Below are 25,758 nucleotides of genomic sequence, written 5' to 3'. Positions count from 1 at the left end.
GAGACACAAATAACTCCTCCACGAGTGTCACAGCTCGAACGCCAGCTCGTCGCCGGTTTCGACGCCGTGGCGGTCGGTCCATTTATAAGGAACTTCCAGCACGTACCGACCCGATCCGGGGTACTCCTGCTCGCTGCCGTCCTCGTTCGGCCCCGGTTCCGGCGCGTTGTGGATCTCGACGACCGTCCCCTCGGCGTCGGCGTAGACGATGTCGATCCCGAAGTCCATCTCGCGCATGACGAACGTGAGCGAGTCCTGCGGCGCCGGGAAGACGAACAGCATGCCGGCATCCTCGGGGAGCGTCTCCGCGTCGCTGAGTCCGAGGCGTCGCTGATCGCCGGTCTCGGCGACCGCCGCGGTCACCGTCCCGAGGAGGTCGCCGTCGGCGGTTCGAGCCTCGACGTCGGTCGTCGCGTAGTCGGCGTAGGCGCCGGACGGCCAGTCGGTCGCGGGGTCCGCTCCCTCGCCGCCGTCGGGGTCGGTTCCGGCCGGAGTGGCCCCCGCACAGCCGGCGAGTGCGCCGATCGAGCCCGCACCGATCGCGGCCAGCAGGTTCCGGCGTCGCATGGCCCGAAGTACGAGTCGCTCGCGTATATGCCCCGCGGAGGGGTCGCCGACCGCCGAGGAGGTCGACCGTCTTGGCCGCGGAACGAACGCTCGGGCCGACGAGCGCGCTCGTTCCGGGAAGGACGCGCTTTTATCCGCGCCGCGTGTAGCGCCGCGCATGGCGAAAGTGAGCGTCGGCCTCCGCGGATGGCGGTTCGACGAGGAGGAGATCTTCACCGGCGACGGCGAGCTCAAGCCGCTCGACGAGATCCCCGAGGGGCCCCGCGAGCGGCTCTTCAGGCTCGTGGGTCTCGTCGAGGAGCCGTGCGACGTCTGCTACCTCGAACACGGCGAAAGCGAGGTCCACCGCTGTAACCAGGCCGAGATCGTCTACGGGGAGCCCGAAGGCGAGGTGCTGTGCTGCCCGGAACACGAGCCCGACCTGATCTACTGGTACCGCGAGGAGGGCGGGAGCGAGCACGCCGGCAGCGTGGAGTTCGGCGACCGCTTCCACGAGTGGGTCGCGGCCGGCAACGAGGCCCCCGAGGGGTACGGCTCCGTCGAGCACGTCGAGGAAGACCCGGAGGGGCTCCCGGACCTGCCGGACCAACAGGAGATCCAAGAGCGCGTCGAGCAGGACTTCGAGGGCGACCGGATCGACATCCTCGAACTCGCCGGGGAGGACGACGAAGGTGACTCCGAAGACGAGCTGGACGAAGACGAGTTCCGGGACGCCGACCTCTCGACCGACTACCCGTCGAACCGATGAGCGGCGGGGACGAGGGCGCGGTCAGCGAGGGCGACGCGAGCGCCGATTCCGGTGACCCGGCCGATTCCGGTGACCCGGCCGACTCCGGTGACTCGGCAGACTCCACGGATTCCGACCGCTCGGCCCGCCGCAAGCCGGTCGTGGTCGTCGTCGAGCCGGAGACCCCCGGCAACGTCGGCACCATCGCCCGCGCGATGAAGAACTTCGGCCTCTCCGAGCTCAAGCTGGTCGATCCGCCCGAGCTGAAGGAGGACGGCGAGGCGTACGGCTTCGCCGGCCACGCCCGCGAGGACGTGCTCCCGAACGCCGAGGAGGTGACCTTCGACGAGGTCGTCGCGAACTACCACACGGTCGGGACCACGGCGATCACCGGCGAGGACGACCGGAGCCACGAGCGCTTCCCGTTCAAGACCCCCGCCGAGCTCCGGGAGTCGCTGCAGACCGTCGACGCGCCGACCGCGATCGTCTTCGGCCGCGAGGGCCGCGGGCTCAACAACGAGGAGCTCTCGCGGCTCGACGAGGTGTGCTCGATCCCCGCGGACGACGATTACCCGGTGTTGAACCTCGGCCAGGCCGCGACCGTCCTCCTCTACGAGCTCCGCGATCTCACCGTCGACGAGACGCAGCTCCCGGATACGGCGGTCACGCGGGCCCCCGAGGCCGACCTGGAGCGCTTCCACGAGTTCTTCGGCGAGTTCCTGGAGGCGACCGGCCAGCGCGAGCATCAGGTCGAGAAGAACGCGCTGCTGATGCGGCGGCTGCTCGGGCGCGCGCACCCGACCGAACGCGAGGTTCACTCGCTGCTGGGCACGTTCCGCAAGGCGAACGCGAAACTGGAGCACGCCGAGCACCTCGCCGCGAAGTACGACGAACCCGTCTACCCGCGGGAGCGATAGCCGTGAGCGACTCCCTCCTCGACGGCGACCTCTGGGCCGGCGTGCGGGACGTGTCGCCGCTGATGCTCGGCATCGTCCCGTTCGCGCTCGTCGCCGGCATCGCCGCGGTCGACGCCGGCCTCGGCCTCGCGGAGGCGGTCGGCATGTCGGTGATCGTGTTCGCCGGGGCCTCCCAGCTCGCCGCGCTCGACCTGCTCGGGGCGGACGCGCCGCTCGCGGTCGTGGTCGGCACGGCGGTCGTGATCAACGTCCGGATGGTGATGTACTCGGCCTCCATCGCGCCGTACTTCGCGGAGTACGGCCGCCGGCTCCGGGCCGGCCTCGCGTACCTGCTCACCGACCAGGCGTACGCGCTCTCGGTCGCGGAGTTCGACGAGGACCCCGGGCGTAGCCGCTGGCGCTACTACCTCGGCGCGGCCGCGTCGCTGTGGGTGGTCTGGCAGATCGGGACGGTCGTCGGCGTCGTCGTCGGCGCCGGCGTCCCCGACGCGTGGGGACTCACCTTCGCGGTGCCGCTCGTCTTCCTCGCGCTCCTCGTCCCCGCGATGAAAGACCGGCCGACCACGGCCGCGGGCGTCGCAGCCGGCGCGGTCGCGGTCGTCGCCGCCGGGCTCCCGCTGAACCTCGGACTGCTCGTCGGGGCGATCACGGGCATCGTCGTCGGCCTCGCGGTGGAGGTGATCGGCGAGTGACGGGCGCGCTTCCCGCCGTAAGCTCCCCGCGCGTCTGGCTCGCTATCGTCCTCATCGGGGTCGCCACGTACGGCTTCCGGCTCTCCTTTATCCACCTGTTCGGCCGGATCGACGAGGTGCCGCCCCGGATAAAGCGTCCCCTGCGCTACGTCCCCCCGGCGGTGCTCGCCGCGCTCGTCCTCCCGGATCTGGTAACGCTGGGCCCCTCCGTCACCGCGACGCTCCTCGACGAGCGGCTGATCGCGGGCGCCGTCGCCGGCGTCGTCGCGTGGCGCACCGAGAACGTGTTCGCGACCATCGCGGTCGGGATGGGCGTCCTGTGGCTGTTCCGGTTCGTCGTCTTCGCGTGAGGCGCTCCAGTCGGTCAGTCTCAACCGATTCGCCCCGAGTACCGCCGCGCGAGGAGCGCGACCGCGACCGCGCAGAGCCCGGCGACCGGGACCGCGGTCGCGACGCTCACGAGGCCGCGAGCCGGCGGCACGGCGTACGAGACGGCGGCGACGGCGAGCAGCGCGTACCCGAACGCGGCGGTCCCGAGCAGGACCGGCCTGAACCGCGGCGAGCGCCAGAGGCGCGCCCGGACGGCCGCGCCCGCGGCGACTCCGAACACGACGCCGACGGGGAGGCCGACGAGCGCCGAGAAGGCGATCCGGGCCGCGAGCGCCTCGGTGATGACGGCGGCGACGACGAGGAACGTCGTGAGCGCGACGCCGACCGCCGCGACTGGGCGGGGGTTCATACCCGCCAGATGGACGGCTCACGGCTTAAATAAGACGCCGCGTTCTCGTGTCGCGAGACGGGCTACCGCCCGCGCTCGCGCTCCGAGACTCGGTCGGCGGACGACTCCTCCCGCTCGGCGACCGATCCGAACTGGTCCCCCCGCTCGGCCTCGCGCTCGCGGGCGTCGGCGATCCGCTGGGCGGCGTCCGCGAGCGCGTCGAGCGCGGCGAACAGGCGGTACGAGAGGTACGGTCCGAGGGTGAGCCCGAAGGCGACGATGAGTCCGAGCAGCGGCTGCGCGGCGATCACGACGGAGTAGACGAGCGTCAGGAGGGGCACGGTCGCGACGACGGTGCCGAGTCGCGTGCGGAGGGCCTCGGCGGGCGAGAGCGGGTCGTGCGCCATGGACGCCGCTACCGGCGCGGGTCACTTAAAAATAAACGCGAACCGGAGTCGCGCGCCGGTCGCGCGGCGGCCCTCCTCAGTCGTCGGCCGGAGCCGCGGAGTCGCCGGCGGAGACGCCGGTACCCGGGCCGATGTCGATCCCGAGCTCCTCGAGCTTCTCGTCGGGGACGACGCCGTCGACCCAGTCGCGGGTCTCGTAGTACTCCGCCTTCATCTCGTCGAGCTCGACCAGCTCGCCCTCGCTGGCGCCCGTGCCGGGGATGGCGTCCGGGTGCCCCTCGATGAAGCGGTTCGGCAGCGTGTCGTCCGCGCCGTCGAAGCCGGCGAGGTTGTTGAAGTAGCGTTCGAGGTTGTACACCCGCTCGCCCGCCTCGAACAGCTCGTCCTCGGAGAGGTCGCGGCCGGTCATGCCGTTGTACTGGAGCACGTACTCCTCGATCCCCTCGGCGAACGCGCTGAACTTGCAGATGTCGAACGAGTCCGACACCGCGTGCAGGTCCTGGAAGGTGGCGGTGAGCTCGCCTTTGCCCTCCCACTCGTACGGGTCGACCTTCTCCGGGATCCCGAGGATCTCGGCGGCCGGCGTGTAGCCGCGCAGGTGGCACGCGCCGCGGTTGGAGGTCGCGTACGCGATCCCCATCCCCTTCATGCAGCGCGGGTCGTAGGCGGCCATCGTCTGACCCTTGACGGAGAGCTTGTTGCCGTGCGCGTCCTTCGCGTCGGCGACGCGCTCGGGCCCCTCCGCGAGAAGGTCGCCGAGGTCCGACGAGCGGTGGCCGATCTCGTCGAGGAGGTCGATCATCGTCTCGGAGTCGCCCCAGTCGAGGTGACCGACGCCCTCGAGTTTGCCCTCCTCGCTCATCTCCATCGCCATCGCCATCATGTTCCCGGCCTCGATCGTGTCGATGCCGAGGTCGTTACACCGGTCGAGCATGACCGCGATCTCGTCGCGGTCGTCGTGACCGGAGTTCGGGCCGAGCGCCCACGCGGACTCGTACTCGTACGACTCCATGCGGACGTTCAGGTCCTCGCCCTTGTGGGTGACGTCGACCTCGACCTCCTTCTTACAGGCGACCGGACAGGAGTGACACGTCGGCTCGTCGACGAGGATGTTCTCGCGGACGTTCTCGCCGGAGACGCGCTCGGCCTGGACGTCGATCCCGTCGGTCTCGCTGTACGCCTCCGTCGACGTGTGCTGCGCGTTCTTCGTCGGGAGGCCGTCCATCTCCTCGGTCGCGTTCATCAGGACGTTGGTGCCGTACATCGAGAGCCCGCCCTCGTTGGGCGCGGTGACGTCCGACTCCCGGATGACCTCCATCGCCTGCTGGTAGCCCTCCTGGAACGTCTCCGAGTCGGCGGGCTTCGGCATGTCGGTGCCGCCCTTCACGACGACGGCCTTCACGTTCTTCGCGCCCATCACGGCGCCCGTGCCGCCGCGGCCCGACGCCCGGTCGTCCTCGTTGATGACGCAGGCGTAGCGGACGCCGTTCTCGCCGCCCTGCCCGATCGCCATCACGGAGAGGTTCTTGCCGACCGACCCTTCGACCTCCTCGCCGAGATCATCGATCGTGTCGTGGACGCCCTGGCCCCAGAGGTGGGAGGCGTCGCGTACCTCGACCTCGCCGTCCTCGACGAGCAGGTAGACGGGGTCGTCGCTCTCGCCGTCGAGCAGGATGCCGTCGAGCCCCGCCCACTTGAGCCGCGCGCCGGACCAGCCGCCGTGATGGGAGTCGGTGACCGTCCCCGTCAGCGGAGACTTGGTCACCAGCGCGATGCGGCCGCTCATCACGGTCTGGGTCCCCGTGAGGGGGCCCGTCATGAACGCCAGTCGGTTGTCCGGTCCCATCGGGTCCACGTCCGGGCCGGCGTCGAAGACGTACTTGACGCCCAGGCCGCGCGCGCCGATGTATTTTTTCGCGTCCTCGTCGTCGATCCCGCGGTACTCGACCGCTCCCTCGCCGAGATCGACCTGTGCAACTCGGTCTCTGTAGCCGCCCATTTCAGTCATGTAATGCTCGTTCATTATAGACGGACTGTAGCGTGTTAGGTGTTCACCTCCCGACGTAGCCGAAACCGGTTACGATTCGTCGCGTGTCACGTGAGGGGCGTTTATAAATCCGGCGCGGCGGCGACGCGGTCGAGACTCGGAGACAGCGCCCCGGTGAGGTGCGGTATCGGCGGAGATCGTCGCCCCGTGCGAGCGAGCGGTTTCGACGGGGAGCACGCGCCGGCGCCCGGCCGCTCGGGAGTCATGAACCCTTCTGGAAGCCGTGAGCCATAACTCCCCGCGAGGCGAACCGGGAGCGTGACCGGTTCCGCGTCCGACCGGCGAGCCCGATCCGACGGTCCGGATTCGACCACCGGAGCGTCTGCGACGCGACCCCGGACCGCCGCGGCCGCGTTCGGGGTCGTCGTGTTCGTCGGCTCGGTGGTCCCGGTTCCGACCGCGTCGTCGGGTGGGGCCCCCGGCGGCGCGATCGGCGGTCTCGTCGACGGCGCGTTCGACCTCATCGTCGGTGCGCTTCCGGCCGGGCTCGGGCTCACCGCCCCGTTCCACTTCGTCGGCTACGCGGTGCTGGCCGCCCTGTTCGTCCGCGCGGCGAACCGGGAGCGACGCGGCGTCGCGGTCGCCGCGGCCATGGCGGTAGCCGCGGCGACCGCGTTCGGGTTCGGGATCGAGCTCGTGCAGGCGCCGATCCCGTGGCGGTCGTTCGCGTGGACCGACGCCGCGCTCAACGCCGCGGGGGCCGTCGTCGGAGCGGTCACCGGCGCGGTCGCCGGCCCGGTCGCGGCGCGGACGAGTACGCGATGACGACACGGCTTTACGCGCTCGGCCGCTCCCTCCGGTAATGAGTAAGCCGAGCCCCGACGCGTACGAGCAGGGGCGCGGGATGGACGCGCACAACGCCGTGATGCGCGATATCCGCGCCGAGCGCTCGGAGACGTACGACCCGACGCAGCCGACCCGCGTGTGGATCGACGAGGACAACACGCCCGACGGCGTCGTGAACTCCCTCACGATCATCTTAAACACGGGCGGGTGCCGGTGGGCCCGCGCCGGCGGCTGCACGATGTGCGGCTACGTCGCCGAGTCCGTGGAGGGCGGGAGCGTGAGCCACGAGGCCCTGATGAACCAGATCGAGGTCTGTCTCGATCACGAGCGGGAGGAGGCGGACGCGCCCGCCGAGCTGATCAAGATCTACACCTCGGGGTCCTTCCTCGACGAGCGCGAGGTGCCCGCGGAGACCCGACGGGCCATCGCGGAGACGTTCGCGGACCGGGACCGGATCGTGGTCGAGTCGCTGCCGGACTTCGTGAGTCGGGAGAAGATCGGCGACTTCGCCGACCACGGGATCGCGACCGACGTGGCCGTCGGGCTGGAGACGGCCACCGACCGGGTGCGCCACGACTGCGTGAACAAATACTTCGACTTCGCCGACTTCGAGGACGCCTGCGCCGAGGCGGCCGCGGCGGACGCCGAGTTCGACGCCGACGTTGGGATCAAGGCGTACCTCCTCATGAAGCCGCCGTTCCTCGCGGAGCCGGAGGCCGCCGCCGACATGATCGACTCGATCCGGCGCTGCGCCGACGTCGACGGCTGCCACACCGTCTCGATGAACCCCACGAACGTCCAGCGCTACACGATGGTCGACGAGCTGTTCTTCGAGGGCGGCTACCGGCCGCCGTGGCTCTGGTCGGTCGCGCACGTCCTCGAAGAAACGGCCGACGTCGACGCCATCGTCGTCTCAGACCCCGTGGGGCACGGCTCCGACCGGGGCGCGCACAACTGCGGCGAGTGCGACGACCGCGTCCAGACCGCGATCAAGGACTTCGACAAGCGGCAAGACCCGAGCGTCTTCGCACAGGTCTCCTGCGAGTGCGAGGCGACGTGGGAACACGTGATGGAGGCGGAGACGAGCTACAACATGCCGCTGGCGCGATAGCGATCGGTGACGCCGCCGACAGCTACCGATCGATTCTGTTCCGCTTTCTGAAATGAATGTGAGATTTATAAGCAAGAGACGGCGCAGATTTGAGTTATAGTTCGGAATATACCGAACGATCAGGTCGAACAAGACCCATATACGTCCGGCTCCTACGGCTGCACATGAACGCAGTCGCTAGCGGTCCCCGGTCGTCCCGCCGGAAGTCGGTCCTCTTCTGTGCGGAGTGTAGCTTCCAGAACCCCGTCTCGGAGGGGTGGCTCGTCGTCAGCGACGGCGACGAGCGCACCATCGTCTGCCCCGAGTGCGGTCACGTCGCCGACCACCGCACGGAGCGGTCCGCGCCGTCGCCGAAGCGAGCGGACTGAGAAGCGCGCGAACTGAGAAGCGCGCGAACTGAACGGTCGGCCGTCCGAATCCCGTTGTTTTCACTCCGGTGCCCGCTCCGCGAGCACCGGAATGTCGTCCAGTCGCTCGGCGTCGAGCACGTCCCAGTCGACCCCGGACGGCCGCTCGTACGGCGTCTCAGTCCGGATCGTCCGTTCGGGAGTAGTTATCAGATCGAGCGGCACGTCGTGAGCGTCCGGCTCGGGCAGTCGACTCGACGCGGGGCCGTCCGCTCCGCCGGCCTCGCCCGCCAGCGCCGACGCCGGGCCGTCGATCACGGAGAGCTCGTGGACGGTGGTCGCGACCGTCGTCTCGTCGTCGTCGGGCTTCGCCCGACTGCCAGAGGCGCGTTGCGCCTCGCTGTCCACGGCGTCGAGTTCGCGGAGCATACCCCATTCTAAGTCACTGTACCCCTCGCCCTTGCCGATGCGGGCGCCGTCAGTGGTGACCGCGACGGAGCCGGAGACGACGAGGTCGACGTGGGGGACGTCCTCCGGCGCGACCGGCGTGCCGTGCGTCGAGATCCCCGAGACGGTCGTGGCGTCGTCGATCGTCGGGCGGTCGGCCGCGCCGTCGTCGTCGGGCGCGGCGAGTTCGTCCGGGTCGAGCCGGAGGAACGGGTCCGGGTCGCGCAGCCGCGGCTGCGCCACGTACACCGTCTTGCCGGCGCGGAGCGCGGCGCGCCTGACCGGCAACTGCGGGGCGTCGGGGTTGCACTTGAGCGTCGCCGCCGCGGCCCACTCGTCGGTCTCGGTCAGTCGTTGGCACGCCGCGTCCGCGCCCGCGAAGTTCGGGATCCGGTCGTGGGGCGGGAACGGGAACCGGGCCTGGTCGCCCGCCTCGAAGGCGTCCCAGACGGCCTCGCGGACGGCCTGCTTGTCCATGGATTATGGACGGTCCGACCCGCCAAGTAAGCCTCGAACGCGAGCACGGGGAGGTGGCCGTCCGCCGATTGCGACTCGGTCCGCCGATTGCGACTCGGTCCGGCCCGTCCGCCGATCCGGCGGCACTCACCGCCGAACTTATATATCAGATCGGTGTTGATTCGTCGTATGTTAGAAGACGGACTCTCGTATCCGATTCGCGGCGACTGGATCGGCCGCATCGTCATCGGCGGGATACTGGGGCTCCTCTCGGTGCTCGTGATTCCGGCGTTCCTCATCGTCGGCTACCTCGTGCGCGTCTTGGAGCGGACGATCGGCGGCGACGAGGTCCCCCCGGAGTTCACCGACTGGGGCGAACTGCTGACGAAGGGCGTGATCGGGACGATCATCACCCTCGCGTACACGGTGATCCCGGTGGTCGTCTACGCGGTCGTCGTGGGGGTCGTGAGCGGGACCGGCGGCGCTGTCGGCGGCGACGTCGGCGCGCTCGTCGGCGTGGTCGGCCTCCTGCTGGCGCTGGCGTTCATCCCCGTGCTGTTCCTGATCTACTACGCCGTTCCCGCCGCGCTGTCGGCGTACGCGGCCCGCGGGGAGCTGAGCGCCGCGTTCGACCCGGAGCTCCTGAAGCCGGCGCTTTTCAGCACCGAGTACCTCGTCGCGGTGCTCATGCCCATCGTCGTGGCGGTCGTCATGTGGATCGCGACCGCGCTGCTGGCCGTCACCGTCGTCGGCCTCCTTTTGGTCCCGTTCGTTCAGTTCTACGGGCAGGTCGCCGTCTTCCGGATGTTCGGCTCGGCGTTCGCGTCGGTCAACGACCGGATCGAGGACGGCTCACCCGGCCGCGCGGCGGGCGCGGCCGACGACGACGTCGGCCCGGCGGTCTGACCGACGGACCGAACCGCCGAGTTCGGCGGGGCGGACCGGAGCCGCGACGCGCCCTTTAAACCGCTCAGTCGCCCACGTACGGGTATGTTCGAAGACCGGCCGGACCGCGACGCCGAGGTCGTCCTCGTGGGGCGCTCGAACGTCGGCAAGTCCACGCTGATGCGCGAGCTGACGGGCCACGACTTCTCGACCGGCGGCAAGCCGGGGGTCACCCGCCAGCCGAACCACTTCGACTGGTCCAGCGAGAGCTTCATGTTCACGGACCTCCCCGGGTTCGGCTTCATGTCCGGCGTCGAAGAGGAGCACCGCGAGACGATCAAGACGAACATCGTCCGCTACCTGGAGGAGAACGCCGACTCGATCCTCGCGGGCGTCGTCGTAATGGACGGGAAGGCGGCCGTCGACATCATCGACCGGCACGCCGAGCGCGGGAACATCCCGCACGACGTGGAGATATACGGGTTCCTGGAGGACGTCGGCGTCGAACCCATCATCGCCGTCAACAAGACGGACAAAATCGACGACCTCGACGAGCGGCTCGACGAGATCTGCGACCGCCTCGGACTCTACCCGCCGTGGCAGCAGTGGTCGGATCGCGTGGCGCCGATCTGCGCGAAGCGCGGCGACATCGAGGCGTTAGAGGAGTGCCTGCGGACCCGTTTTCACGACCACAACCGCGACGACCTGCTGAAGTTCGTCTCCTGATCGGTCGTTTCGGGCAGGACCGTGAGTTCGGTTCGTGAAGGTCGCAGGTGTTCGTTTATAAGTCGACACTGGCGACTCGGCGGTGAACAGCTCCAAAGCCCCAGCCGCTCGGTTATACGTGAGCGACTCCGGATCGCCAGCGAACACCTCCAAAGCCCCAGCCGCGAGGGCGGCGGAGGCGACGCAAGCACCGGAGGGAGCGAACGGAGTGAGCGACCGAGGAGCGCAGCGAGCGTGCGCCGCCCTCGCGGCTGCCCCTTTGAGTCCCACCCCGCACCGCACCGCACCTCACGCCTCCCCAACCTCGTCGCTCGCTATGCTCGCGACTCCCTCGCGCGTGCTCCTCGCACCCTGCGGGCGCTCGGAGGCACGCGCCACCGCATTCCATTTCTATTATAAATGGTCGAGCGACATTCGGCCGAGATCGTACCGTCTCAGAACTCGAAACCGACCGCGTCGCGGTCGGGCCGGAGCGGGCTCATCGGGTACGGCGGCGACGCCTCGGGGTCGTTGAACGGGCGGGGAGCCACGTCGTTCGGAGCGTCGGGGTAGAAGAGGGCGGCGAGCGTCTGGATCGCGTCCCGCCCGCTGGCGAGCTCAAACTGGCCGCCGCCGTACATCTCGATGCCGTGGTCCTCGCAGTACGCTATCGTCTCGAACAGCGATTCGAGGGTGCCGAACCTGGAGGGTTTGATGTTGCAGTAGCCGGGGTCGACCGGGAGCGATTCGAGGCTCTCGACGCCGTCGATCGGGTAGTCGAACGAGAGCCGGTCGGCCTGCGGCTCGACGAGGGCTCGCGTTTCGGGCGTGAGCGCGGGGTCCTCGACGATCTCGGCCGGGAACGCGGCGAACACGTCGCGGTACAGCTCGGGGTCGGCCTCGACGTCGACGTCGGTGTCCTCGTACCAGCCCTTCAGGTCGAGGATCCGGACGGCGTCGGTCTCGCGGAGGGTGACGAACGCCTCCTCCGGCCAGTCCGGGGTCGGGTCGAGCTTGAACTCCAGGTCGTCGTCGAGCGCGAGCAGCTCCTCGACGCGGTCGGTCGTCGGCGGCTCGCCGAGCCGGGTGGAGACGACGAACCGCACCGGATCCGGCTCGATACCGAGGCACTCCCCGAGCGACTCGCCGCGCTGCCGGAGCGCCAGATCGAGCGCGGCGCTCTCGACCGCCCACCGGCGGTAGTTCCGGAAGTGCTCCCGCGAAGGCGGCTCGTGCGCGAACAGGTCCTCGTCGTCGAGGCGCGTCGAGAGCTCCGCGATCGTCCACTCGCCCTCGATGTCGACGTGGTCGGTCCCGACGAGGGCGGCGTGGTCCTCGGCCTCGTAGGTGACGTCCTCGCCGCGCCCGACGACGCCGTCGCCGGCGAGCCGGAACTCGGTGGTGGTCCGCTCGAACCCGCTGGTGGTCTCGCCGGTGTATCGGCGCCGGTCGACCGATTCGATCGTCACGGACAGCCCCGCGATCCGCTCGTAGGCGCTCATGGGTGGGCCGACGGGCGCGGCGAACTTAAAGAGGGGACGCGGTCAGCGCCCGTCGCGACCGGGACCGTGGCGGGCCCGAAGCTTCTCGACGTGCGTCCCGAGCGTCCAGAACAGCGGGATCACGGTGAGCGCGACCGCGCCGGCGGCCGCGACCTGCAGCACCGTGGTGGTGAACCACGGGGTGGCGTCCGCGTACGGAAGCGAGGTGTGTGTCACGCCGCCGGTGACGGGAACGAAGTAGTCCATCAGGAGGTCGACGGTGTACCACGCGGTCGCGACGGCGACCGCCTTCGGCGGGAAGTCCGTGATCCGGTAGAGCACGAACGCCTGCACGACCATCCCGAGGTGGCTCACGAGCAGGAACGCGTACAGCGGCGGCCCCGACGTCTCGACGAACCGCGGCGCGAAGACGACGAGCACGTACGGGGTCCAGAGCCCGAGCTTGATGTTCCCGAAGAAGGCGAGCGCCGCGAGGGTGTCGCTCGACCGGCCGACCGCCCACGCCGCGAGGGCGAGCGCGATGAGCAGCGTCGCGCCCGGGCTGTCCGGGACGAACGCCCACATCTCGACGGGCACTTCCCGGAACTGGAACCGGTAGTACCAGAAGCCGAACGCGGTGCCGACGAGGTTGATCGCGACGATGACCCACGCGAACCGGAAGGCGACGTTCTCCAGCGCCTTCGGCAGCGGTGCGACCCACCGCGGCAGCGACTCGCGCTCCGGGGGCTCGCGACCGAGCGCGCCGACGATGTCCATACCCTCGGGTCGGACCCGCCGCTCAAAGCCGTGGCGGTCGCGGATCGCCTCCCCGAACGGACTCCGAGCCGCCGCCGGGACGAAAAGGGCTATGAGTCCCCGGCGGGAACCCTCGTGGTATGCGCCCGCGTACGCTGCTCGCGCTGCTGCTCGTCGTCCCCCTCGTGGACGCGCTGTTCCTGATCGTGGTCGCGACGCGGCTGGGGTGGGCGGTCACGGTCGCGCTGGTCGTGTTGACCGCCGTGCTCGGCATGCTCCTCCTGCGCGCCGAGGGCCGGGCGACGCTCGCGCGCGTCCAGCGCAAGCTGGCCCGCGGCGAACCGCCGACGGACGAGCTGCTCGACGGCGGCCTGCTGATCGCCGCCGGCGCGTTCCTGCTCACCCCCGGGCTCGTCACGGACGCGGTCGGCTTCCTGCTCGCGTTCCCGCTCTCTCGGGTCCCGATCCGGATGGCGCTCAAAAAGTACGTCGTGGTGCCGTACATCGACAGCGAGACCGACGGCTTCGCCTCCGGCAACGTGTACATCGGCGGGTTCCCCGGCGACGGCAACGGCAGCGGGGCCGGCTTCACGATGGGCGGCGGCGGATTCGGCGGGAGCGGGTTCGACGGCGATCCCTCGGGCGACGATCCCGACGACTTCCCCGGCGCGGGCGGCGCCGGCGGGGCGACCGACAGCGGCGGCGGAAACGGCGGCGATCGCTTTGACGACCCGGATCGCGCTGACGACGTGGTCGACGTCGACTACACGGTCGAGGACGAGGACTCCGAGCGAACCGACTGACCGCGAGACCGTCGGGTCGCCCGGCGTCGAAACCGCGAGACGGCGGGGGAGTGACGAAAGGAAACCCTTAAAATCCTACCCGCGCAACGACTGAATGCGCTCACCTGGGCCAATAGCTCAGTCAGGTTGAGCGCTCGGCTGATAACCGGGAGGTCCACGGTTCAAATCCGTGTTGGCCCACTCGCGCGAAGCGCGGGGCCTATTCGAGGGCCCTTGCGGCTCAAATCCTCCCCGGCCACCAATTTCCGTTGGACTACAAACCGAAGAGAAGCGTCTTTCTCAGTTGATTTGAACCACAATACTCGCGAGCGTCCACGCTGTCTCCCATTTAGAAATAGTCGCTGCCTCAATGGAGTACAATTCAGGGTAGATCTCTCACCGAATTTTCTTGAACTCAGTCCATCTGGATCAATCAATAGATGATATAATATTCGATAATTCTTTATCAGTCAAAAATCAGAATAATAAGACATGACCGATCAAGGCATGGAAAATCTCTCTTTTCTTTCAGGTGCCAACAGGTACAACACCGAGAGGCGAATGCTTTTGAGAGGATATTTTGATAGTATTTTGCAATCTGGAGCGATATTTGACGAGGAGGTCACCCACGAATCGATTCAGAATTATTGGGAGAACGAGGGATTGTCATCCGACCAGCCGGAAAATGTGTTCAATCAATTTATTTTGATGTATCCTGATGACCCAGATGTACAACACTATCAACTCTATCTTAATGTCCGCTACGCAGATATAAGCGATGAGATACGAAATAAAATCGGGTATTCTGCGATTGATCTTATTTCTATGGAGGCTTTCATATACAATCTAATCACTGAAAGGGCTAATGATCTGGATATAGGTTCGACATTCCACACATTCGAAGATAAAAAAGAATTTGTCAACTCTACCGAGTACGAGGTACCGAGTGAGGCTTTTCAAAATAAGTGGCTTGCCTGTATTGAGTTTTCTCGAAGCGAGTTGATTAGCGCATTCTTGAGTAAGACAGAAGATCAGCCATTCGCTCAAAAATTCTCCATTTCAGATCGAATTGACGTAGCTAATAGCATGATTAATTTTCTTTCCGTGAGGTATGACCGAGACGAAAAATACTCTCGTTACCAATTTTTGAGTACGCCTCTCTTTGAGGTAGAAGGAAAGGAAGACAGGATCTTAGTGCCGTTTCCTTCTTTGTTAGTAAGCACGACGCAGATGAGAATTGAGGAGCTATTCCAACAGCACGAGGAAATACGAACAGTTGAAGATCGTAGAAAAGGGGATATTGTTGAAGAATTAACCTTAGAAGCCTTTGCTGAATTTGACAGTCGTAATCTAATACAGTCCTTCAAATACAATGACCCTCACCCGAGAGAAACTGATGGGTTACTATTCTTTGAGGATTCATTCTGGTGTATTGAAATCAAATCACATCCCATTTTCCGGAAGATTCCAAATGATCTTCAGACGGCAAAAACACGATTTAAAGAGAAGACAAAGGAAGCGATAGCCCAGGGAGAAAATACGCTAAATTTCTTGAGAGAACACGACCATAACTTACCCTACAATCTTGCTGGTATGAAGTCACCAAGAGACAAAGAATCTGGAACAATAGTGGTTCTTGATGGCCTACTTCCAACGTTATTCTCTCAGAACAAACGGATGGACCGTATTTTTGATATGAGTGAGCTTTACGAATCGGTTGCCGAGGAGGACAGAGTTCTACTCATAACTTTGTTTGACTTGTTCGAGCTGGCAAATCAGACAGAGGAACTGGACCGATTTGAAGACTACTTGCTCTGGCGAACAAATTATGGATATGACATGCCTGTATTCTCATTCAACGAACGCGACTACTGGGCAATGTTCTTCGACAACTACGATTCAGACGCTCATTTACGAGAGGCGATCGACGAAGCCGCTGAAAATGATTCACTTATTACGTATATTAGCAGTCGATTCAACGACAAACCACACCTTCCAGATGAGGGTTTATGACAATCTATTCACATATTATTTAAATATCAATTAGATATTATCTAAATAATCGCGCCGCTGGCTCGCCTTCTCTTCCTCAGTTCGTCGGTCGTAATGTTTCTCCAATACGTCCAGACTGACATTCATCCGATCACCGACCATCTTTTCGGGAACGTCCTCCGTCAGATGGTACGTAATCGACCCTCGGCGAATAGCGTGAGGGCTGACGCTCGAAGGGCATAGGCTGGCCTTGTCTCGACCCATCGCTTCGCACGAGTCTATCTCACGGTCGTGAGGACAATCGCCTGTATAAACGCATGGACGGGTAGCACGATAGATATTATCTCGGAGTGAACTTTTGCTTACTCGCCCGTGATTACTGGTGAACAGCGGCTCTCGTCCGAAGTCATCCTCCGACTCCATGCGTTTGTACTTGATATACGCATCTATGGCGTCACAGACCTGAGCTGATAAGCCGACAAACCGTTCACCGTCTTTCTTATTCTTCAGTCGTGTCTCTGTATCCGGTCGGTGACGGATTTCTACGTACTGCTCGTCAGGGTCGTAGTCGTCTAAATCGAGTCCGTGCGCCGCACCAATACGCATCCCACCATACCAAAGAAGCTCAATGAGTGCGTGGGTCCGAGATCCCCATTCAAATTGTCGCATATATTCAAGTAGCTGTTTGGCATCCTCAGAATCGAGCATCGCGTCACGCTGATCCTCGTGCCGGGACAAATCAGGGAGAATGATCTTATCGTGGAGGCCATCTTCCACGGCATCAATGCGTTCGCACCATTTGATGAAGACTCGTAGTGTGGACAGCTGCGTGACCATCGTGACGTTATTCAGGTCACCATCCTCGCGCCGCCACATCGAGTACCGTTGGAGATCGCGTCCCGTTAGATTGTTCAGATTGTGCAGATCCTCTTGCTCTTCACACCACCGGACAAAATGTTTGAGCCGATAGTGGTGAGCCTGGATCGTTGACTCTGACACCTCCTGCTTGCGCTGTTCGAGATACATCTCCTTTGCCTCAGCCGCCTCAATGGGTTCGAGATTGTCGTTCATTCTCAATCGAATCCGGAACCACAAATTGGGTGAGGCTCACTCCCCGAGAGCTACTGCCTATCGAGCGTTACGAGGCAGGCGCAAGTGCCGAAATCGTGCGGTAGAGGCACTGAGGTCCACGGTTCAAATCCGTGTTGGCCCACCTACAACGCGCACGGTCTTTGGCCGTGCGGGATTGGTGGGCTGGGACTCCCCAGCCACCCAATTTCGTCCTACTCTCGATAGTCGCCACCGTCGGTATCCTCAGAGAGAAATAAAAGCCGCGTGCCGCGCACAGGGAGAGTGCAGTCGGCACGGGTCGAGGGCTACTCCGTCCACCTGATCTCGTACTCCAGTTCGAGCCGCTGATCTCCGGTCTCTGAGTCCGTCAGCCGTTCGAGTTCGACCTCGAACCGGGCGCGTTCCGGAACCGTCGCGGTCTGCGTTTCCGCGCCGCTTCCCAGCGTGACGTCGCCGGACTCGATCTGGTCCGCGGCGTCACGCAGCGCCTCCGAGATCGCCGCTCTGTCGATACGGTTCTCGCTTTTGAACAGTTGTTCTTCGGGCATTTGGGATCAGTACTCCGGTCGCTGGGCGCGGATGAGATCGCCGAGCTGTTGCTGTTCGTCGGCGAGCAGTTCGGCCACGTCGTCCGCCGTGATGATTCCGACGAGCGTGTCTCCCTCACAGATGGGGAGGCGTCGGATTCCGTGCTCGGCCATCAGGTTCGTCGCCTCGTAGAACCCGGTGCCGGGTTCGGCCGTGCAGAGCCCGTCGGTCATCACGTCTTCGGCCGTCTGCTCGGTCGGATCGACTGCCGCTCCGAGGACGCGAACGGTCAGATCCCGGTCCGTGACGATCCCGACGGGCGTCTCGCCGTCCGTGATCACGACGCTACCGACGTTCTCCTCGTCCATGGTCGCCGCGAGGTCGGTCACGGAGGTTTCGGGGGGAGCCGTGACGGCGTCGCTGCGAGCGAGGTCTTCGATTGGCATATGGTTTCACCCAGTTGGAAATATGAGCCAACCGACATAATTGAGTATCATGATTGTTGATTCGTGGGAACGCCTGCGCGGTGTATCGCGCCACCGTCGACCCGCGTGAGCGATCCCAGCGAGTTTCGAGCGACGGGTCCCAGCGAGTTTCGGGTGCCGGAAAGAGGCGCGAGCGCACCGTTCACCTCGGTGTTAAGCGCGATCGCTCTGGCTGCGACCGGTGAGGAGCGTGAACTCCCACTATCTTTAACAGATCTCGGAGTGTCATACACGTTGATTATGAAGAAGCTGATCAACGACCCGGACGACGTCGTCGACGAGATGCTTGACGGGATGACCGCGGCGTACCCGGACCGACTCCGCCGGCTCCCGGACACGCAGGTGCTCGTCCGCGACGACGCGCCGGTCGACGGGAAGGTCGCGCTCGTGACGGGCGGCGGGAGCGGCCACGAGCCGACCCACGCGGGGTACATCGGCGACGGCATGCTCGACGGGGCCGCCGCGGGCGACGTGTTCTCCTCGCCGACCGCCGACGAGTTCGAGGAGCTGATCGGGGCCTGCGACGCCGGCGACGGCGTCCTCGCGATCATCAAGAACTACGAGGGCGACGTGATGAACTTCGAGACCGCCATCGAACTCGCCGAGATGGAGGGCGTCGAGGTCGAGAGCGTCGTGGTGAACGACGACGTCGCCGTCGAGGACTCGCTGTACACCTCGGGGCGACGGGGGGTCTGCGGGACGATCCTCGTCCACAAGGCCGCCGGGGCGAAGGCCGCGCAGGGCGCCGAGCTGTCGGAGGTCAAGCGCGTCGCCGAGAAGGTGATCGACAACGTCGGCACCATGGGCACCGCGCTCACCTCCTGCGTCACGCCGGAGAAAGGCGAGCCCACCTTCGACCTCGGCGACGACGAGATCGAACTGGGAATCGGGATCCACGGCGAGCCCGGCACCGAGCGCACCGAGCTGATGAGCGCCGACGAGATCACCGACGCCCTGACGGAGGCCGTCCTCGACGACCTCGACCTCGACGAGGGCCAGGAGGTTCTCACGATCGTCAACGGGATGGGAGGAACCCCGCAGATGGAACTGTTCGTGGTCAACCGCCGGCTCCAAGAGCTGCTCGGCGAGCGCGGCCTCGAGACGTGGGACGCGTGGGTCGGCGACTACATGACCTCGCTCGACATGATGGGCGCGTCGGTCACCGTCTGCGCCGTCGACGACGAGCTGAAGGAGCTGCTCGGCGCGCCGGCCGACACCCCCGCACTCACCCAGACGCGATGAGCGGGGGGACCCGAACCGACGGCGGAGCGGCGGACGATGCGAGCGACGGCGACGCGGTTGTCGCGGCGGTCGAGGCGGTCGCGGACCGCATCGAGGGCGAGCGCGACCACCTCACCGACCTCGACTCCGCCATCGGCGACGCGGACCACGGGGGCAACATGGCGCGCGGGTGGGCGGCCGCCGCCGAGGCGGCGCGCGACCTCGACGACCCCGACCCGCAGACCGTCTGCAAGACGGTCGGGAAGACGCTCATGGCCGAGGTCGGCGGCGCCTCCGGCCCCCTGTTCGGCGGCTCGCTCGTGTTCGCGAGCGCGGAGCTCGACGGCGGGGTCACGCCCGAAAGCGCCGTGGCGTTCGCCGAGACCTACCTCGAGAAGGTCGAGGACCGCGGCGACGCCCGCGTGGGCGACCAGACGATGGTCGACGCGCTCACCCCCGCGGTCCACACGTTCAAGAAGTCGATCGAGACGGACGAGCTCCCGCCGCTCGAAGCGCTCGCGAAGGCGGTCGACGCGGCTGAGCGCGGCGTCGCGTTCACCGTCCCGATCCGGGCGAAGAAGGGGCGCGCCTCCTACCTCGGCTGGCGGTCCGTCGGCCACCAGGACCCCGGCGCGACGAGCGCGCTGTTCATCCTCGAGGAGCTGCTCGCGGTCGCCGCCGACCGACTCGACGCCGAGGTCCCAGACGTCGACGCGACCTCGCCGACGATCCCTGACGAGGGTGCGGCGGAGTCGGATGACGCGACCCCGCCCGACCCGGAGGACGGCTGATGGTCGGGCTCGTCGTCGTCTCCCACAGCGAGCGCGCGGCCGAAGGGATCGTCGAGGTGGCCGCGGAGATGGCCGGCGACACCCGCATCGAGCCCGTCGGCGGCGACGGACAGGGCGGGATCGGCACCGTCCCGGACGACATCGGGGCCGCGATCGACGCCGCGGACGACGGCGACGGTGTCGTCGTCCTCGTCGACCTCGGGAGCGCCGTGATGAACGCCGACGTCGCCGTCGAGCTGAGCGACGCCGAGGCGGTCATCGCCGACGCGCCCGTCTTGGAAGGAGCCGTCAACGCGGCCGTGGCCGCGACCGATCCGTCCGCCACGCTGGAGTCGGTCCACGAGCAGGCCGAGGCCGCCCGCGGGATGGAGAAACTGTAACGAGGGTAACTCGCTACGCGTTGAGCAGCTCTCGCACCTCGGCGCGCGTCTCGCAGGCGAGCGCCTCGTCGGCGAGGTCGCGCGCCTCGGCCGAGTCCACCTCTCGAACCCGCTCTTTCACCGCCGGCACGGTCACCGCGCTCATGCTGAGCTCGTCGAGCCCGAGCCCGACGAGGAGCTCCGTGAGCGTCGGGTCGCCCGCCATCTCGCCGCACATCCCGACCCAGGCGTCGGTCCCCGCGGCGGCCGACACGGTGCGGTCGATCGCCCGCAACACCGCCGGGTGAAGGGGATCGCCGTACGCGGCGACCCCGTCGTTCTCGCGGTCGGCGGCCATCACGTACTGGGTCAGATCGTTCGTCCCGATACTGAGGAAGTCGAGCCGCTCGGCGAGCGCGTCGGCGAGGAGGGCCGCGGCCGGCGTCTCGATCATGGCGCCCAGCTCGGGGACGGCGTGGTCGACCCCCTCGGCGGCGAGGTCGGCGGCGACCGACTCGACCGCCGCCGCGGCCGCCTCGACCTCCTCGACCCGGGAGACGAGCGGGACCATCACGGCGAGCCCCTCGCCGCCCTCGCTCGCGGCCGCCCGCAACAGCGCCCGGAGCTGCGTCTCGAACAGGTCGCGGTGCTCGTCGAGCGAGAGCCGGATCCCGCGCCGCCCGAGGAACGGGTTCGTCTCGCTCGGCAGGTCGAGGTACGGCACCCGCTTGTCGCCGCCCACGTCGAGCGTCCGGACGACGACCCGGTCGTCGGGAAACGCCGACAGGGCGTCGGTCACGGTCTCGTACTGCTCGTCCTCTGTCGGCGGCGCCTCGCGGTCGAGGAAGAGGAACTCCGTCCGGAACAGTCCGATCCCGTCGGCGCCGCGGTCAGCGGCGGGGGCGAGCTCCGCCTCGCTCCCGACGTTCGCGGCCACCTCGATCGGTCTGCCGTCGGCGGTCGCGACGCGCTCGGGCACCGCCGACGCCGCGTCGCCCGCCGCGGCCGCACGCGTCTCGGCGTCGGGGTCGACGACGATCCGTCCCGCTTCTCCGTCGACGAGGAGGTCGGCGCCGTCCGACACCTCGCGGAGCGGCTCCCCGACGCCGACGACCGCGGGGATCGACAGCGACCGCGCGATGATCGCCGCGTGCGCGGTCCGCCCGCCCGTGACCGTCGCGATCCCGGCGACCGCGTCCGGGTCCAGCTCCGCGGTGTCGCTCGGCGTGAGCCGCTCGGCGAGCAGGACGGTCCCGGCCGGCAGGTCGCCGAGGTCGACGAGCGAGTCGGCGTCGAGGAGGACGCGCAGCAGGCGGTCGCGGACGTCCCGGAGGTCGTCGGCGCGTTCGGCCATCGGTCCCTCCAGCCCCTCGAACTGCTCGATAGCGGCCGCGAACCGGTCGTGGACGGCGTGTTCGGCCGGCGCTCCCTCACCGATCGCGTCCTCGATGTCCCCCACCAGTTCCGGGTCGTCGAGGAACTGCTCGTGCGCGTCGAAGACGGCCGCCTCCTCCTCGCCGACGCGCTCGGCGGCGCGGTTGCGTGCGGCCCGGATCTCTGCCCGAGCCTCGTCGCGGGCGGCCGCGAACCGCGATAGTTCGGCGTCAGCGTCGACCGCGGTCGGGTCGGGTCGGTCGGGGAGCGTCAGGTCCGCCCCGGGGCGATACCAGCGTGCCGCGCCGACGCCCGCAAGCGGCGTGCTCCCGACGCCAGAGAGCGTCCTCACGCCGGGTCACCGCCGTCGGGCTCGGCCCCGCCGTCGTCGCTCTCGTCGCCGTCCTCGCCGTCTCCATCGACCTCGCTCGTCAGCAGGTCGCAGACCGCGTCGAGGGCGTCCCCCGCCTCCGCCCCCTCGGCGACGACGCGGACGGTCTCCCCGTGGCCGACGTTCAGCCCGCTCACCGAGAGCATGCTGTCGGCGCGGACGAGCCCGTCGTCGCCGTCGTCCGCGCGACCGATCGACACGTCGGCGTCGAACCCGTTCGCCGTCTGCACCAGCTCCGAGGCCGGGCGGGCGTGGAGCCCCGCCTCGGGTACCACCGTTACGGTACGTTCCATAGTCCCCGATACACGAGGGGCGGCCTTATAAGTGCGTTCGAGGGGCTCGACGCCGGGTGCGAGCGATACCTCGGGCAACGGCCTCGACGGGCGTTACTTCCCGCGTATCAGCGACATGGTCGACTGGACGGCTTCCGGTTCGCCGATGAGGGTGAGGTGGTCGTCGGCTTCGAGCGTATACGTCGCCTCGGGCACGAAGGTCTCGTCGCCCTGGGAGACGAGAGCGACGAGACAGCGACCCGGGATCTCCGGACCGAGCTCGTTGAGCGACTGTCCGACGAGCTCCGGGTTCTGAAGCGTCACCTCCTGCACGTCGCCCTCCTCGCCGAGCATGTCCACCCAGCGGGCCATCGCCGGACGCTCGATGTGGTCGTCGATGGCTTGCGCCGTCGCCTGGGTCGGCGAGATCGTCTCGACGCCGAGGTCATCGAACGCGTCGAGGTTCTCCGGGTCGTTCGCCCGGCAGACCACGCGATCGACGTCGAAGTTCGTGGTGGCCTGTTGCCCGACGAAGAGGTTCACCGTGTCGTCGCCGGTCGCCGCGATGACGGTCTTGGCGTTCTCGATACCGGCCGAGCGGAGCGTGTCCACGTTGGCCCCGTCGCCAATGTGCACCGTGAGTCCCTCGCTGCGGGCGGTTTCGATCGCTGTCTCGTCGTTCTCGATGATGACGACGTTCTCTCCCCTGTTTTCGAGTCGAGCGGCGACCTCGCGGCCGACCCGCCCGCTGCCGATGATGAGTACACGCATTGGTATCACGTCGAGGTATTCGGCGATCTGGCGGGCGAACCCGCCCTCAAGCACGACGGTCGAAAAGATGACCAAGAAGACGGTTCCGACGAGCAGCGTCGCGGCCTCGGACTGGCCGGCCGCCTGTAGCTCGACCGCGAACAGCGTCGCGACCGAGGCGGGAATGATCCCCCGCGGGCCGACGAAACTGACGAACAACCGTTCGGACGTGGTGAAGTCCCCTCCCTGCGTGGAGACGAGCACGTCCAGCGGCCGGATGAGGAAGATGACCGCGGCGGCGACGACGAGGCCGCCGACGCCCAGCGCGATCAGGTCGCTGAACCTGAGCAGCGCCGCCAACGCGATGAACACGAACGAGAGGACGATAAGCGTGATGTCGCCTTTGAAATCGGCGATCTCCTCCTCGTAGGGGATATCGGCGTTCCCGAGTATGATGCCGGCCGTCGCGACGGCGGCGACCCCCGCCTCGCTCGCGACGGTGTCGGCGGCGCCGAACGCGACGAGAGCGCCAGCGAGGACGACCAGCCGAGCGTTTCGCGGCGCGTCGCCCGGCGAGAGGTCGATGTAGCGGAGAACGACCCAGATCACGACCGCGACGATGACGCCGACTCCGATCCCGGTCCCGATCCGCTCGATGAACAGCTCGAGGAACGCCGGTACCGACGGTTCCTGTAACCGCATCGTCTTGAAGACCACGATGGCGAGAATGGCCGCCGTGACGTCGTTGACGATCCCTTCGGTCTCCAGCGCCGTCGCCACTCGATCGCGAACGGGAACGACCCGCAGGATCGGCGTGATGACGGTCGGGCCGGTCGCGACCAGCAGCGAACCGATGAGGAACGCCACTCCCCAATCGGCGTCCAGCGCGAGGCGGACGACGAGCGCGGTGCCGACGAGCGAGATGGCCGCTCCGATCGAGACGAGCCGGATGCTCTCTCTCGTCGCCTGTCGGATGCTCTCTATCCGCAGGTGGAACGCGCCCTCGAAAACGATGATCGCGACCGAGAGCCCGACGATGGCCGGAAGCGACGCGAAGGTGTCCGGGGTGATGAACCCGAGTCCCTCGGGACCGAGAGCGACCCCCGCGACGAGGAGGAAGACGATGCTCGGTACTTCGAAGCGATCGGCAAGTAGCTGCGCGATGACTCCGATCGCGATGATCGACGCTACCAGTGGTATCAGTTCACTTGACACGTTGGGTTACCGACTAACTGCTGATTTAAACAGTCGAGGTATATATCTGCTGGCTGCGGAGAAGCCCGTCACCGACCCCCGAACCTGTTCGGATTCTGTGGAGCTCACACCCGACGGCATCGGTCGCGATTCGTCCGCGGGCTCGTGAACGACCCCGAAACCTCGCCCGGAGAACCGCCGCCGTCGCCGTCGGGGGTGAAAAGCCGGTTCGGGGGGCGATCGGCGCCTACGGCGCGAGCTGTTTCGTCGAGACCAGCTCGATCACGTCGCGGTGGTCGAGCGCGTGGTCGGTGCCCACCTGCCGCCCGCTCCGGCAGTCGGTGCCGTGGAGGAGCCCCTCGCCGATGTCCGAGTGGATGTGGAACGCGAAGTCCTCCGTCGTCGACCCCTCGGGGAGGATGAAACAGTCGCGGAAGACGCCCTTCTCGTCTTTGCTCCCGTTCGCGGAGCCGGGGAAGACGGCGATGCAGCCGAGCACGTCGAAGACGGCCGACTCCAGCGCGCCCTGGACGCCGGTGCCGTCGTAGTCGCCGACGAACTCACCGATCCGGTCGAGGCCGGCTTCCTGCTCGCCCGAGACGTCGCCGACGACGTCGAATTCGCTCTCGCCGGGCGTGTAGTCGACGACGCCGGCCTCGTTCGCGTTTTTAAGCGCCTTCTCGGCGTGGGCGCTCGCGGGGACGAAGGAGAGGTGGTCGTAGTCGGGGTCCGCGGTGATCTCCTCCCAGTTCGCCTGCGCCTCGGGCGTGTCCATCTTGTTGGCGGCGACGACCATCGGCTTCGTGCGCTTCCGGATCTCCCGCGCGAGCGACGCCTCGTCCGCGTCGTCCCACGTCTCCGGGTCCAGCTCGAGCCCTTCGGCGAGGATGACGCGCTTCATCCGGTCCTTGTCGATGCCGAACGCCGACATCTGCTCGGCGAGCTCCGCCTCGACGGCGGCCTCGGACCCGTGGTAGCGCGTCTCGTACTTCTCGAGGCCCTTCCGGAGCACGTCGAGGTACCACTCGTCGAGCTCCGCCTCGAGGAAGTCGATGTCCTCGCGCGGGTCGTGGCCCTCCGTCGTCTCGCCCTCGATGTCCGTCTTGCCCGAGAAGTCGACGACGTGGATCAGCACGTCCGTCTCGTTGAGGTCCGTGAGGAACTGGTTGCCGAGCCCCCGCCCCTCGTGGGCGCCCGGGACGAGCCCGGCGACGTCGACGAGCTTGACGGGGACGAAGCGGGTCCCCTCGCGGCAGACGCCGACGCTCGGCGTGCAGCTCTCGTCGAACTCGGGGGCGGCGCAGTCGACGCGGACGTACGCCTCGCCGACGGTCGGGTCGATCGTGGTGAACGGGTACGCGCCCTCGGGCACGTCGTTCATCGTCGCGGCGTTGAAAAACGTCGACTTCCCCACGGAGGGCTTGCCGACGAGGCCGATCCGATAACTCATTACCACCAGTGCGCGACCCGCGGTAAAAAGCGATGCGAGACGCGCCGTG

Annotated in this window: 28 protein-coding genes and 1 tRNA gene; 15 read left to right on the top strand and 14 right to left on the bottom strand. The window is 66.9% G+C overall.

What is annotated here, in order from left to right:
- Positions 1 to 27 precede the first annotated feature (27 nt).
- Entirely contained in the window at positions 28 to 567 is a 540-nt protein-coding gene (locus tag Hrr1229_RS14565; RefSeq protein WP_123112229.1) for a DUF192 domain-containing protein, read from the bottom strand.
- A 157-nt stretch (positions 568 to 724) separates the two neighbouring features.
- Here Hrr1229_RS14565 and Hrr1229_RS14560 point away from each other — a divergent pair, with 157 nt between their 5' ends.
- The 4 genes from Hrr1229_RS14560 to Hrr1229_RS14545 are packed head-to-tail and all read left to right on the top strand — an operon-like array spanning position 725 to position 3,253.
- Positions 725 to 1,315 carry a hypothetical protein gene (locus Hrr1229_RS14560; protein WP_123112230.1) on the top strand — a complete coding sequence of 197 codons (591 nt, stop codon included), beginning with the start codon at positions 725 to 727 and terminating at the stop codon, positions 1,313 to 1,315.
- The gene (locus tag Hrr1229_RS14555) at positions 1,312 to 2,211 is read left to right on the top strand and encodes an RNA methyltransferase (protein WP_123112231.1); all 900 of its coding nucleotides are present in this window, start codon (positions 1,312 to 1,314) and stop codon (positions 2,209 to 2,211) included. Before Hrr1229_RS14560 ends, Hrr1229_RS14555 begins: the two co-directional genes overlap by 4 nt.
- Before the next feature lie 2 nt (positions 2,212 to 2,213).
- Positions 2,214 to 2,903, top strand: coding sequence for an AzlC family ABC transporter permease (locus Hrr1229_RS14550; protein WP_123112232.1), 690 nt, complete (start codon positions 2,214 to 2,216; stop codon positions 2,901 to 2,903).
- On the top strand, positions 2,900 to 3,253 hold the full coding sequence (locus Hrr1229_RS14545; protein ID WP_123112233.1) for an AzlD domain-containing protein: 354 nt from the start codon (positions 2,900 to 2,902) through the stop codon (positions 3,251 to 3,253). The genes Hrr1229_RS14550 and Hrr1229_RS14545 overlap by 4 nt, the downstream gene beginning before the upstream one ends.
- 20 nt (positions 3,254 to 3,273) lie before the next feature.
- Here Hrr1229_RS14545 and Hrr1229_RS14540 read toward each other — a convergent pair whose 3' ends face one another.
- The 3 genes from Hrr1229_RS14540 to Hrr1229_RS14530 all read right to left on the bottom strand — a co-directional run bounded on the left by Hrr1229_RS14540 (position 3,274) and on the right by Hrr1229_RS14530 (position 6,036).
- Positions 3,274 to 3,642 carry a hypothetical protein gene (locus tag Hrr1229_RS14540; protein ID WP_123112234.1) on the bottom strand — a complete coding sequence of 123 codons (369 nt, stop codon included), beginning with the start codon at positions 3,640 to 3,642 and terminating at the stop codon, positions 3,274 to 3,276.
- 62 nt (positions 3,643 to 3,704) lie between these two features.
- Positions 3,705 to 4,028 carry a hypothetical protein gene (locus tag Hrr1229_RS14535; RefSeq protein WP_123112235.1) on the bottom strand — a complete coding sequence of 108 codons (324 nt, stop codon included), beginning with the start codon at positions 4,026 to 4,028 and terminating at the stop codon, positions 3,705 to 3,707.
- Between the two features lie 76 nt (positions 4,029 to 4,104).
- Complete coding sequence (locus Hrr1229_RS14530; protein WP_123114815.1) at positions 4,105 to 6,036, bottom strand: aldehyde ferredoxin oxidoreductase family protein; 1,932 nt, start codon at positions 6,034 to 6,036, stop codon at positions 4,105 to 4,107.
- A gap of 405 nt (positions 6,037 to 6,441) precedes the next feature.
- Here Hrr1229_RS14530 and Hrr1229_RS14525 point away from each other — a divergent pair, with 405 nt between their 5' ends.
- From Hrr1229_RS14525 to Hrr1229_RS14515, 3 genes are all read left to right on the top strand, one after another.
- Complete coding sequence (locus Hrr1229_RS14525; RefSeq protein WP_255212593.1) at positions 6,442 to 6,840, top strand: VanZ family protein; 399 nt, start codon at positions 6,442 to 6,444, stop codon at positions 6,838 to 6,840.
- Between the two features lie 37 nt (positions 6,841 to 6,877).
- Positions 6,878 to 7,972, top strand: coding sequence for an archaeosine biosynthesis radical SAM protein RaSEA (locus tag Hrr1229_RS14520; RefSeq protein WP_123112237.1), 1,095 nt, complete (start codon positions 6,878 to 6,880; stop codon positions 7,970 to 7,972).
- Between the two features lie 164 nt (positions 7,973 to 8,136).
- Positions 8,137 to 8,340 carry a hypothetical protein gene (locus Hrr1229_RS14515; protein ID WP_094522190.1) on the top strand — a complete coding sequence of 68 codons (204 nt, stop codon included), beginning with the start codon at positions 8,137 to 8,139 and terminating at the stop codon, positions 8,338 to 8,340.
- Positions 8,341 to 8,400: 60 nt separating this feature from the next.
- Here Hrr1229_RS14515 and Hrr1229_RS14510 read toward each other — a convergent pair whose 3' ends face one another.
- A complete protein-coding gene (locus Hrr1229_RS14510; RefSeq protein ID WP_123112238.1) occupies positions 8,401 to 9,243 on the bottom strand; it encodes a 5-formyltetrahydrofolate cyclo-ligase in 843 nt (280 codons plus the stop codon).
- Between the two features lie 168 nt (positions 9,244 to 9,411).
- Here Hrr1229_RS14510 and Hrr1229_RS14505 point away from each other — a divergent pair, with 168 nt between their 5' ends.
- Both Hrr1229_RS14505 and engB read left to right on the top strand, forming a co-directional pair.
- Positions 9,412 to 10,128, top strand: a complete 717-nt coding sequence (locus tag Hrr1229_RS14505; protein ID WP_123112239.1) for a DUF4013 domain-containing protein — start codon at positions 9,412 to 9,414, stop codon at positions 10,126 to 10,128.
- An 84-nt stretch (positions 10,129 to 10,212) separates the two neighbouring features.
- Positions 10,213 to 10,833 carry a GTP-binding protein EngB gene (gene engB / locus Hrr1229_RS14500; RefSeq protein ID WP_123112240.1) on the top strand — a complete coding sequence of 207 codons (621 nt, stop codon included), beginning with the start codon at positions 10,213 to 10,215 and terminating at the stop codon, positions 10,831 to 10,833.
- Positions 10,834 to 11,267: 434 nt separating this feature from the next.
- On the opposite strand, the gene Hrr1229_RS14495 is transcribed toward engB, so the two are convergent.
- Together Hrr1229_RS14495 and Hrr1229_RS14490 are read right to left on the bottom strand one after the other, a co-directional pair.
- Entirely contained in the window at positions 11,268 to 12,314 is a 1,047-nt protein-coding gene (locus Hrr1229_RS14495; protein WP_123112242.1) for a hypothetical protein, read from the bottom strand.
- A 42-nt stretch (positions 12,315 to 12,356) separates the two neighbouring features.
- The gene (locus Hrr1229_RS14490; RefSeq protein WP_123112243.1) at positions 12,357 to 13,070 is read right to left on the bottom strand and encodes a DUF1405 domain-containing protein; all 714 of its coding nucleotides are present in this window, start codon (positions 13,068 to 13,070) and stop codon (positions 12,357 to 12,359) included.
- Between the two features lie 119 nt (positions 13,071 to 13,189).
- Between Hrr1229_RS14490 and Hrr1229_RS14485 the strand changes: the two genes are divergently transcribed.
- The 3 genes from Hrr1229_RS14485 to Hrr1229_RS14475 all read left to right on the top strand — a co-directional run bounded on the left by Hrr1229_RS14485 (position 13,190) and on the right by Hrr1229_RS14475 (position 15,844).
- Entirely contained in the window at positions 13,190 to 13,852 is a 663-nt protein-coding gene (locus tag Hrr1229_RS14485; RefSeq protein WP_123112244.1) for an FxsA family protein, read from the top strand.
- A 106-nt stretch (positions 13,853 to 13,958) separates the two neighbouring features.
- Positions 13,959 to 14,032 (top strand) — tRNA-Ile (locus Hrr1229_RS14480).
- Positions 14,033 to 14,323: 291 nt separating this feature from the next.
- Positions 14,324 to 15,844: a hypothetical protein gene (locus Hrr1229_RS14475; protein ID WP_148041733.1), complete on the top strand. Its 1,521-nt coding sequence runs from the start codon at positions 14,324 to 14,326 to the stop codon at positions 15,842 to 15,844.
- Positions 15,845 to 15,874: 30 nt separating this feature from the next.
- Here the strand turns inward: Hrr1229_RS14475 and Hrr1229_RS14470 are convergent, their stop codons facing one another.
- The 3 genes from Hrr1229_RS14470 to Hrr1229_RS14460 all read right to left on the bottom strand — a co-directional run bounded on the left by Hrr1229_RS14470 (position 15,875) and on the right by Hrr1229_RS14460 (position 17,868).
- Complete coding sequence (locus tag Hrr1229_RS14470) at positions 15,875 to 16,894, bottom strand: tyrosine-type recombinase/integrase (RefSeq protein WP_123112246.1); 1,020 nt, start codon at positions 16,892 to 16,894, stop codon at positions 15,875 to 15,877.
- Positions 16,895 to 17,199: 305 nt separating this feature from the next.
- A complete protein-coding gene (locus tag Hrr1229_RS14465; protein ID WP_123112247.1) occupies positions 17,200 to 17,442 on the bottom strand; it encodes an amphi-Trp domain-containing protein in 243 nt (80 codons plus the stop codon).
- Between the two features lie 6 nt (positions 17,443 to 17,448).
- Entirely contained in the window at positions 17,449 to 17,868 is a 420-nt protein-coding gene (locus Hrr1229_RS14460; protein ID WP_123112248.1) for a CBS domain-containing protein, read from the bottom strand.
- A 279-nt stretch (positions 17,869 to 18,147) separates the two neighbouring features.
- Here Hrr1229_RS14460 and dhaK point away from each other — a divergent pair, with 279 nt between their 5' ends.
- Genes dhaK through dhaM form a run of 3 tightly spaced genes read left to right on the top strand, consistent with a single transcriptional unit; the run spans position 18,148 to position 20,299 of the window.
- Positions 18,148 to 19,149, top strand: coding sequence for a dihydroxyacetone kinase subunit DhaK (gene dhaK, locus Hrr1229_RS14455; RefSeq protein WP_123112249.1), 1,002 nt, complete (start codon positions 18,148 to 18,150; stop codon positions 19,147 to 19,149).
- Positions 19,146 to 19,919: a dihydroxyacetone kinase subunit DhaL gene (dhaL, locus tag Hrr1229_RS14450; RefSeq protein ID WP_123112250.1), complete on the top strand. Its 774-nt coding sequence runs from the start codon at positions 19,146 to 19,148 to the stop codon at positions 19,917 to 19,919. Before dhaK ends, dhaL begins: the two co-directional genes overlap by 4 nt.
- A complete protein-coding gene (gene dhaM, locus Hrr1229_RS14445; RefSeq protein ID WP_123112251.1) occupies positions 19,919 to 20,299 on the top strand; it encodes a dihydroxyacetone kinase phosphoryl donor subunit DhaM in 381 nt (126 codons plus the stop codon). The genes dhaL and dhaM overlap by 1 nt, the downstream gene beginning before the upstream one ends.
- 13 nt (positions 20,300 to 20,312) lie before the next feature.
- On the opposite strand, the gene ptsP is transcribed toward dhaM, so the two are convergent.
- The 4 genes from ptsP to Hrr1229_RS14425 form a co-directional block, all read right to left on the bottom strand.
- Positions 20,313 to 22,004 (bottom strand): phosphoenolpyruvate--protein phosphotransferase, encoded by a 1,692-nt coding sequence (gene ptsP / locus Hrr1229_RS14440; protein WP_123112252.1) that lies wholly within the window; start codon positions 22,002 to 22,004, stop codon positions 20,313 to 20,315.
- Entirely contained in the window at positions 22,001 to 22,336 is a 336-nt protein-coding gene (locus Hrr1229_RS14435) for an HPr family phosphocarrier protein (protein ID WP_123112253.1), read from the bottom strand. Before Hrr1229_RS14435 ends, ptsP begins: the two co-directional genes overlap by 4 nt.
- Positions 22,337 to 22,429: 93 nt before the next feature.
- On the bottom strand, positions 22,430 to 24,280 hold the full coding sequence (locus tag Hrr1229_RS14430) for a cation:proton antiporter (protein WP_123112254.1): 1,851 nt from the start codon (positions 24,278 to 24,280) through the stop codon (positions 22,430 to 22,432).
- Between the two features lie 226 nt (positions 24,281 to 24,506).
- Positions 24,507 to 25,709 carry a redox-regulated ATPase YchF gene (locus Hrr1229_RS14425; protein ID WP_123112255.1) on the bottom strand — a complete coding sequence of 401 codons (1,203 nt, stop codon included), beginning with the start codon at positions 25,707 to 25,709 and terminating at the stop codon, positions 24,507 to 24,509.
- Positions 25,710 to 25,758 lie beyond the last annotated feature (49 nt).

Source organism: Halorubrum sp. CBA1229, assembly GCF_003721435.2.
Taxonomy (GTDB): domain Archaea; phylum Halobacteriota; class Halobacteria; order Halobacteriales; family Haloferacaceae; genus Halorubrum.
Note: the sequence above shows the minus strand (reverse complement) of the source record. Positions and strands in the feature narration are given on the sequence as shown.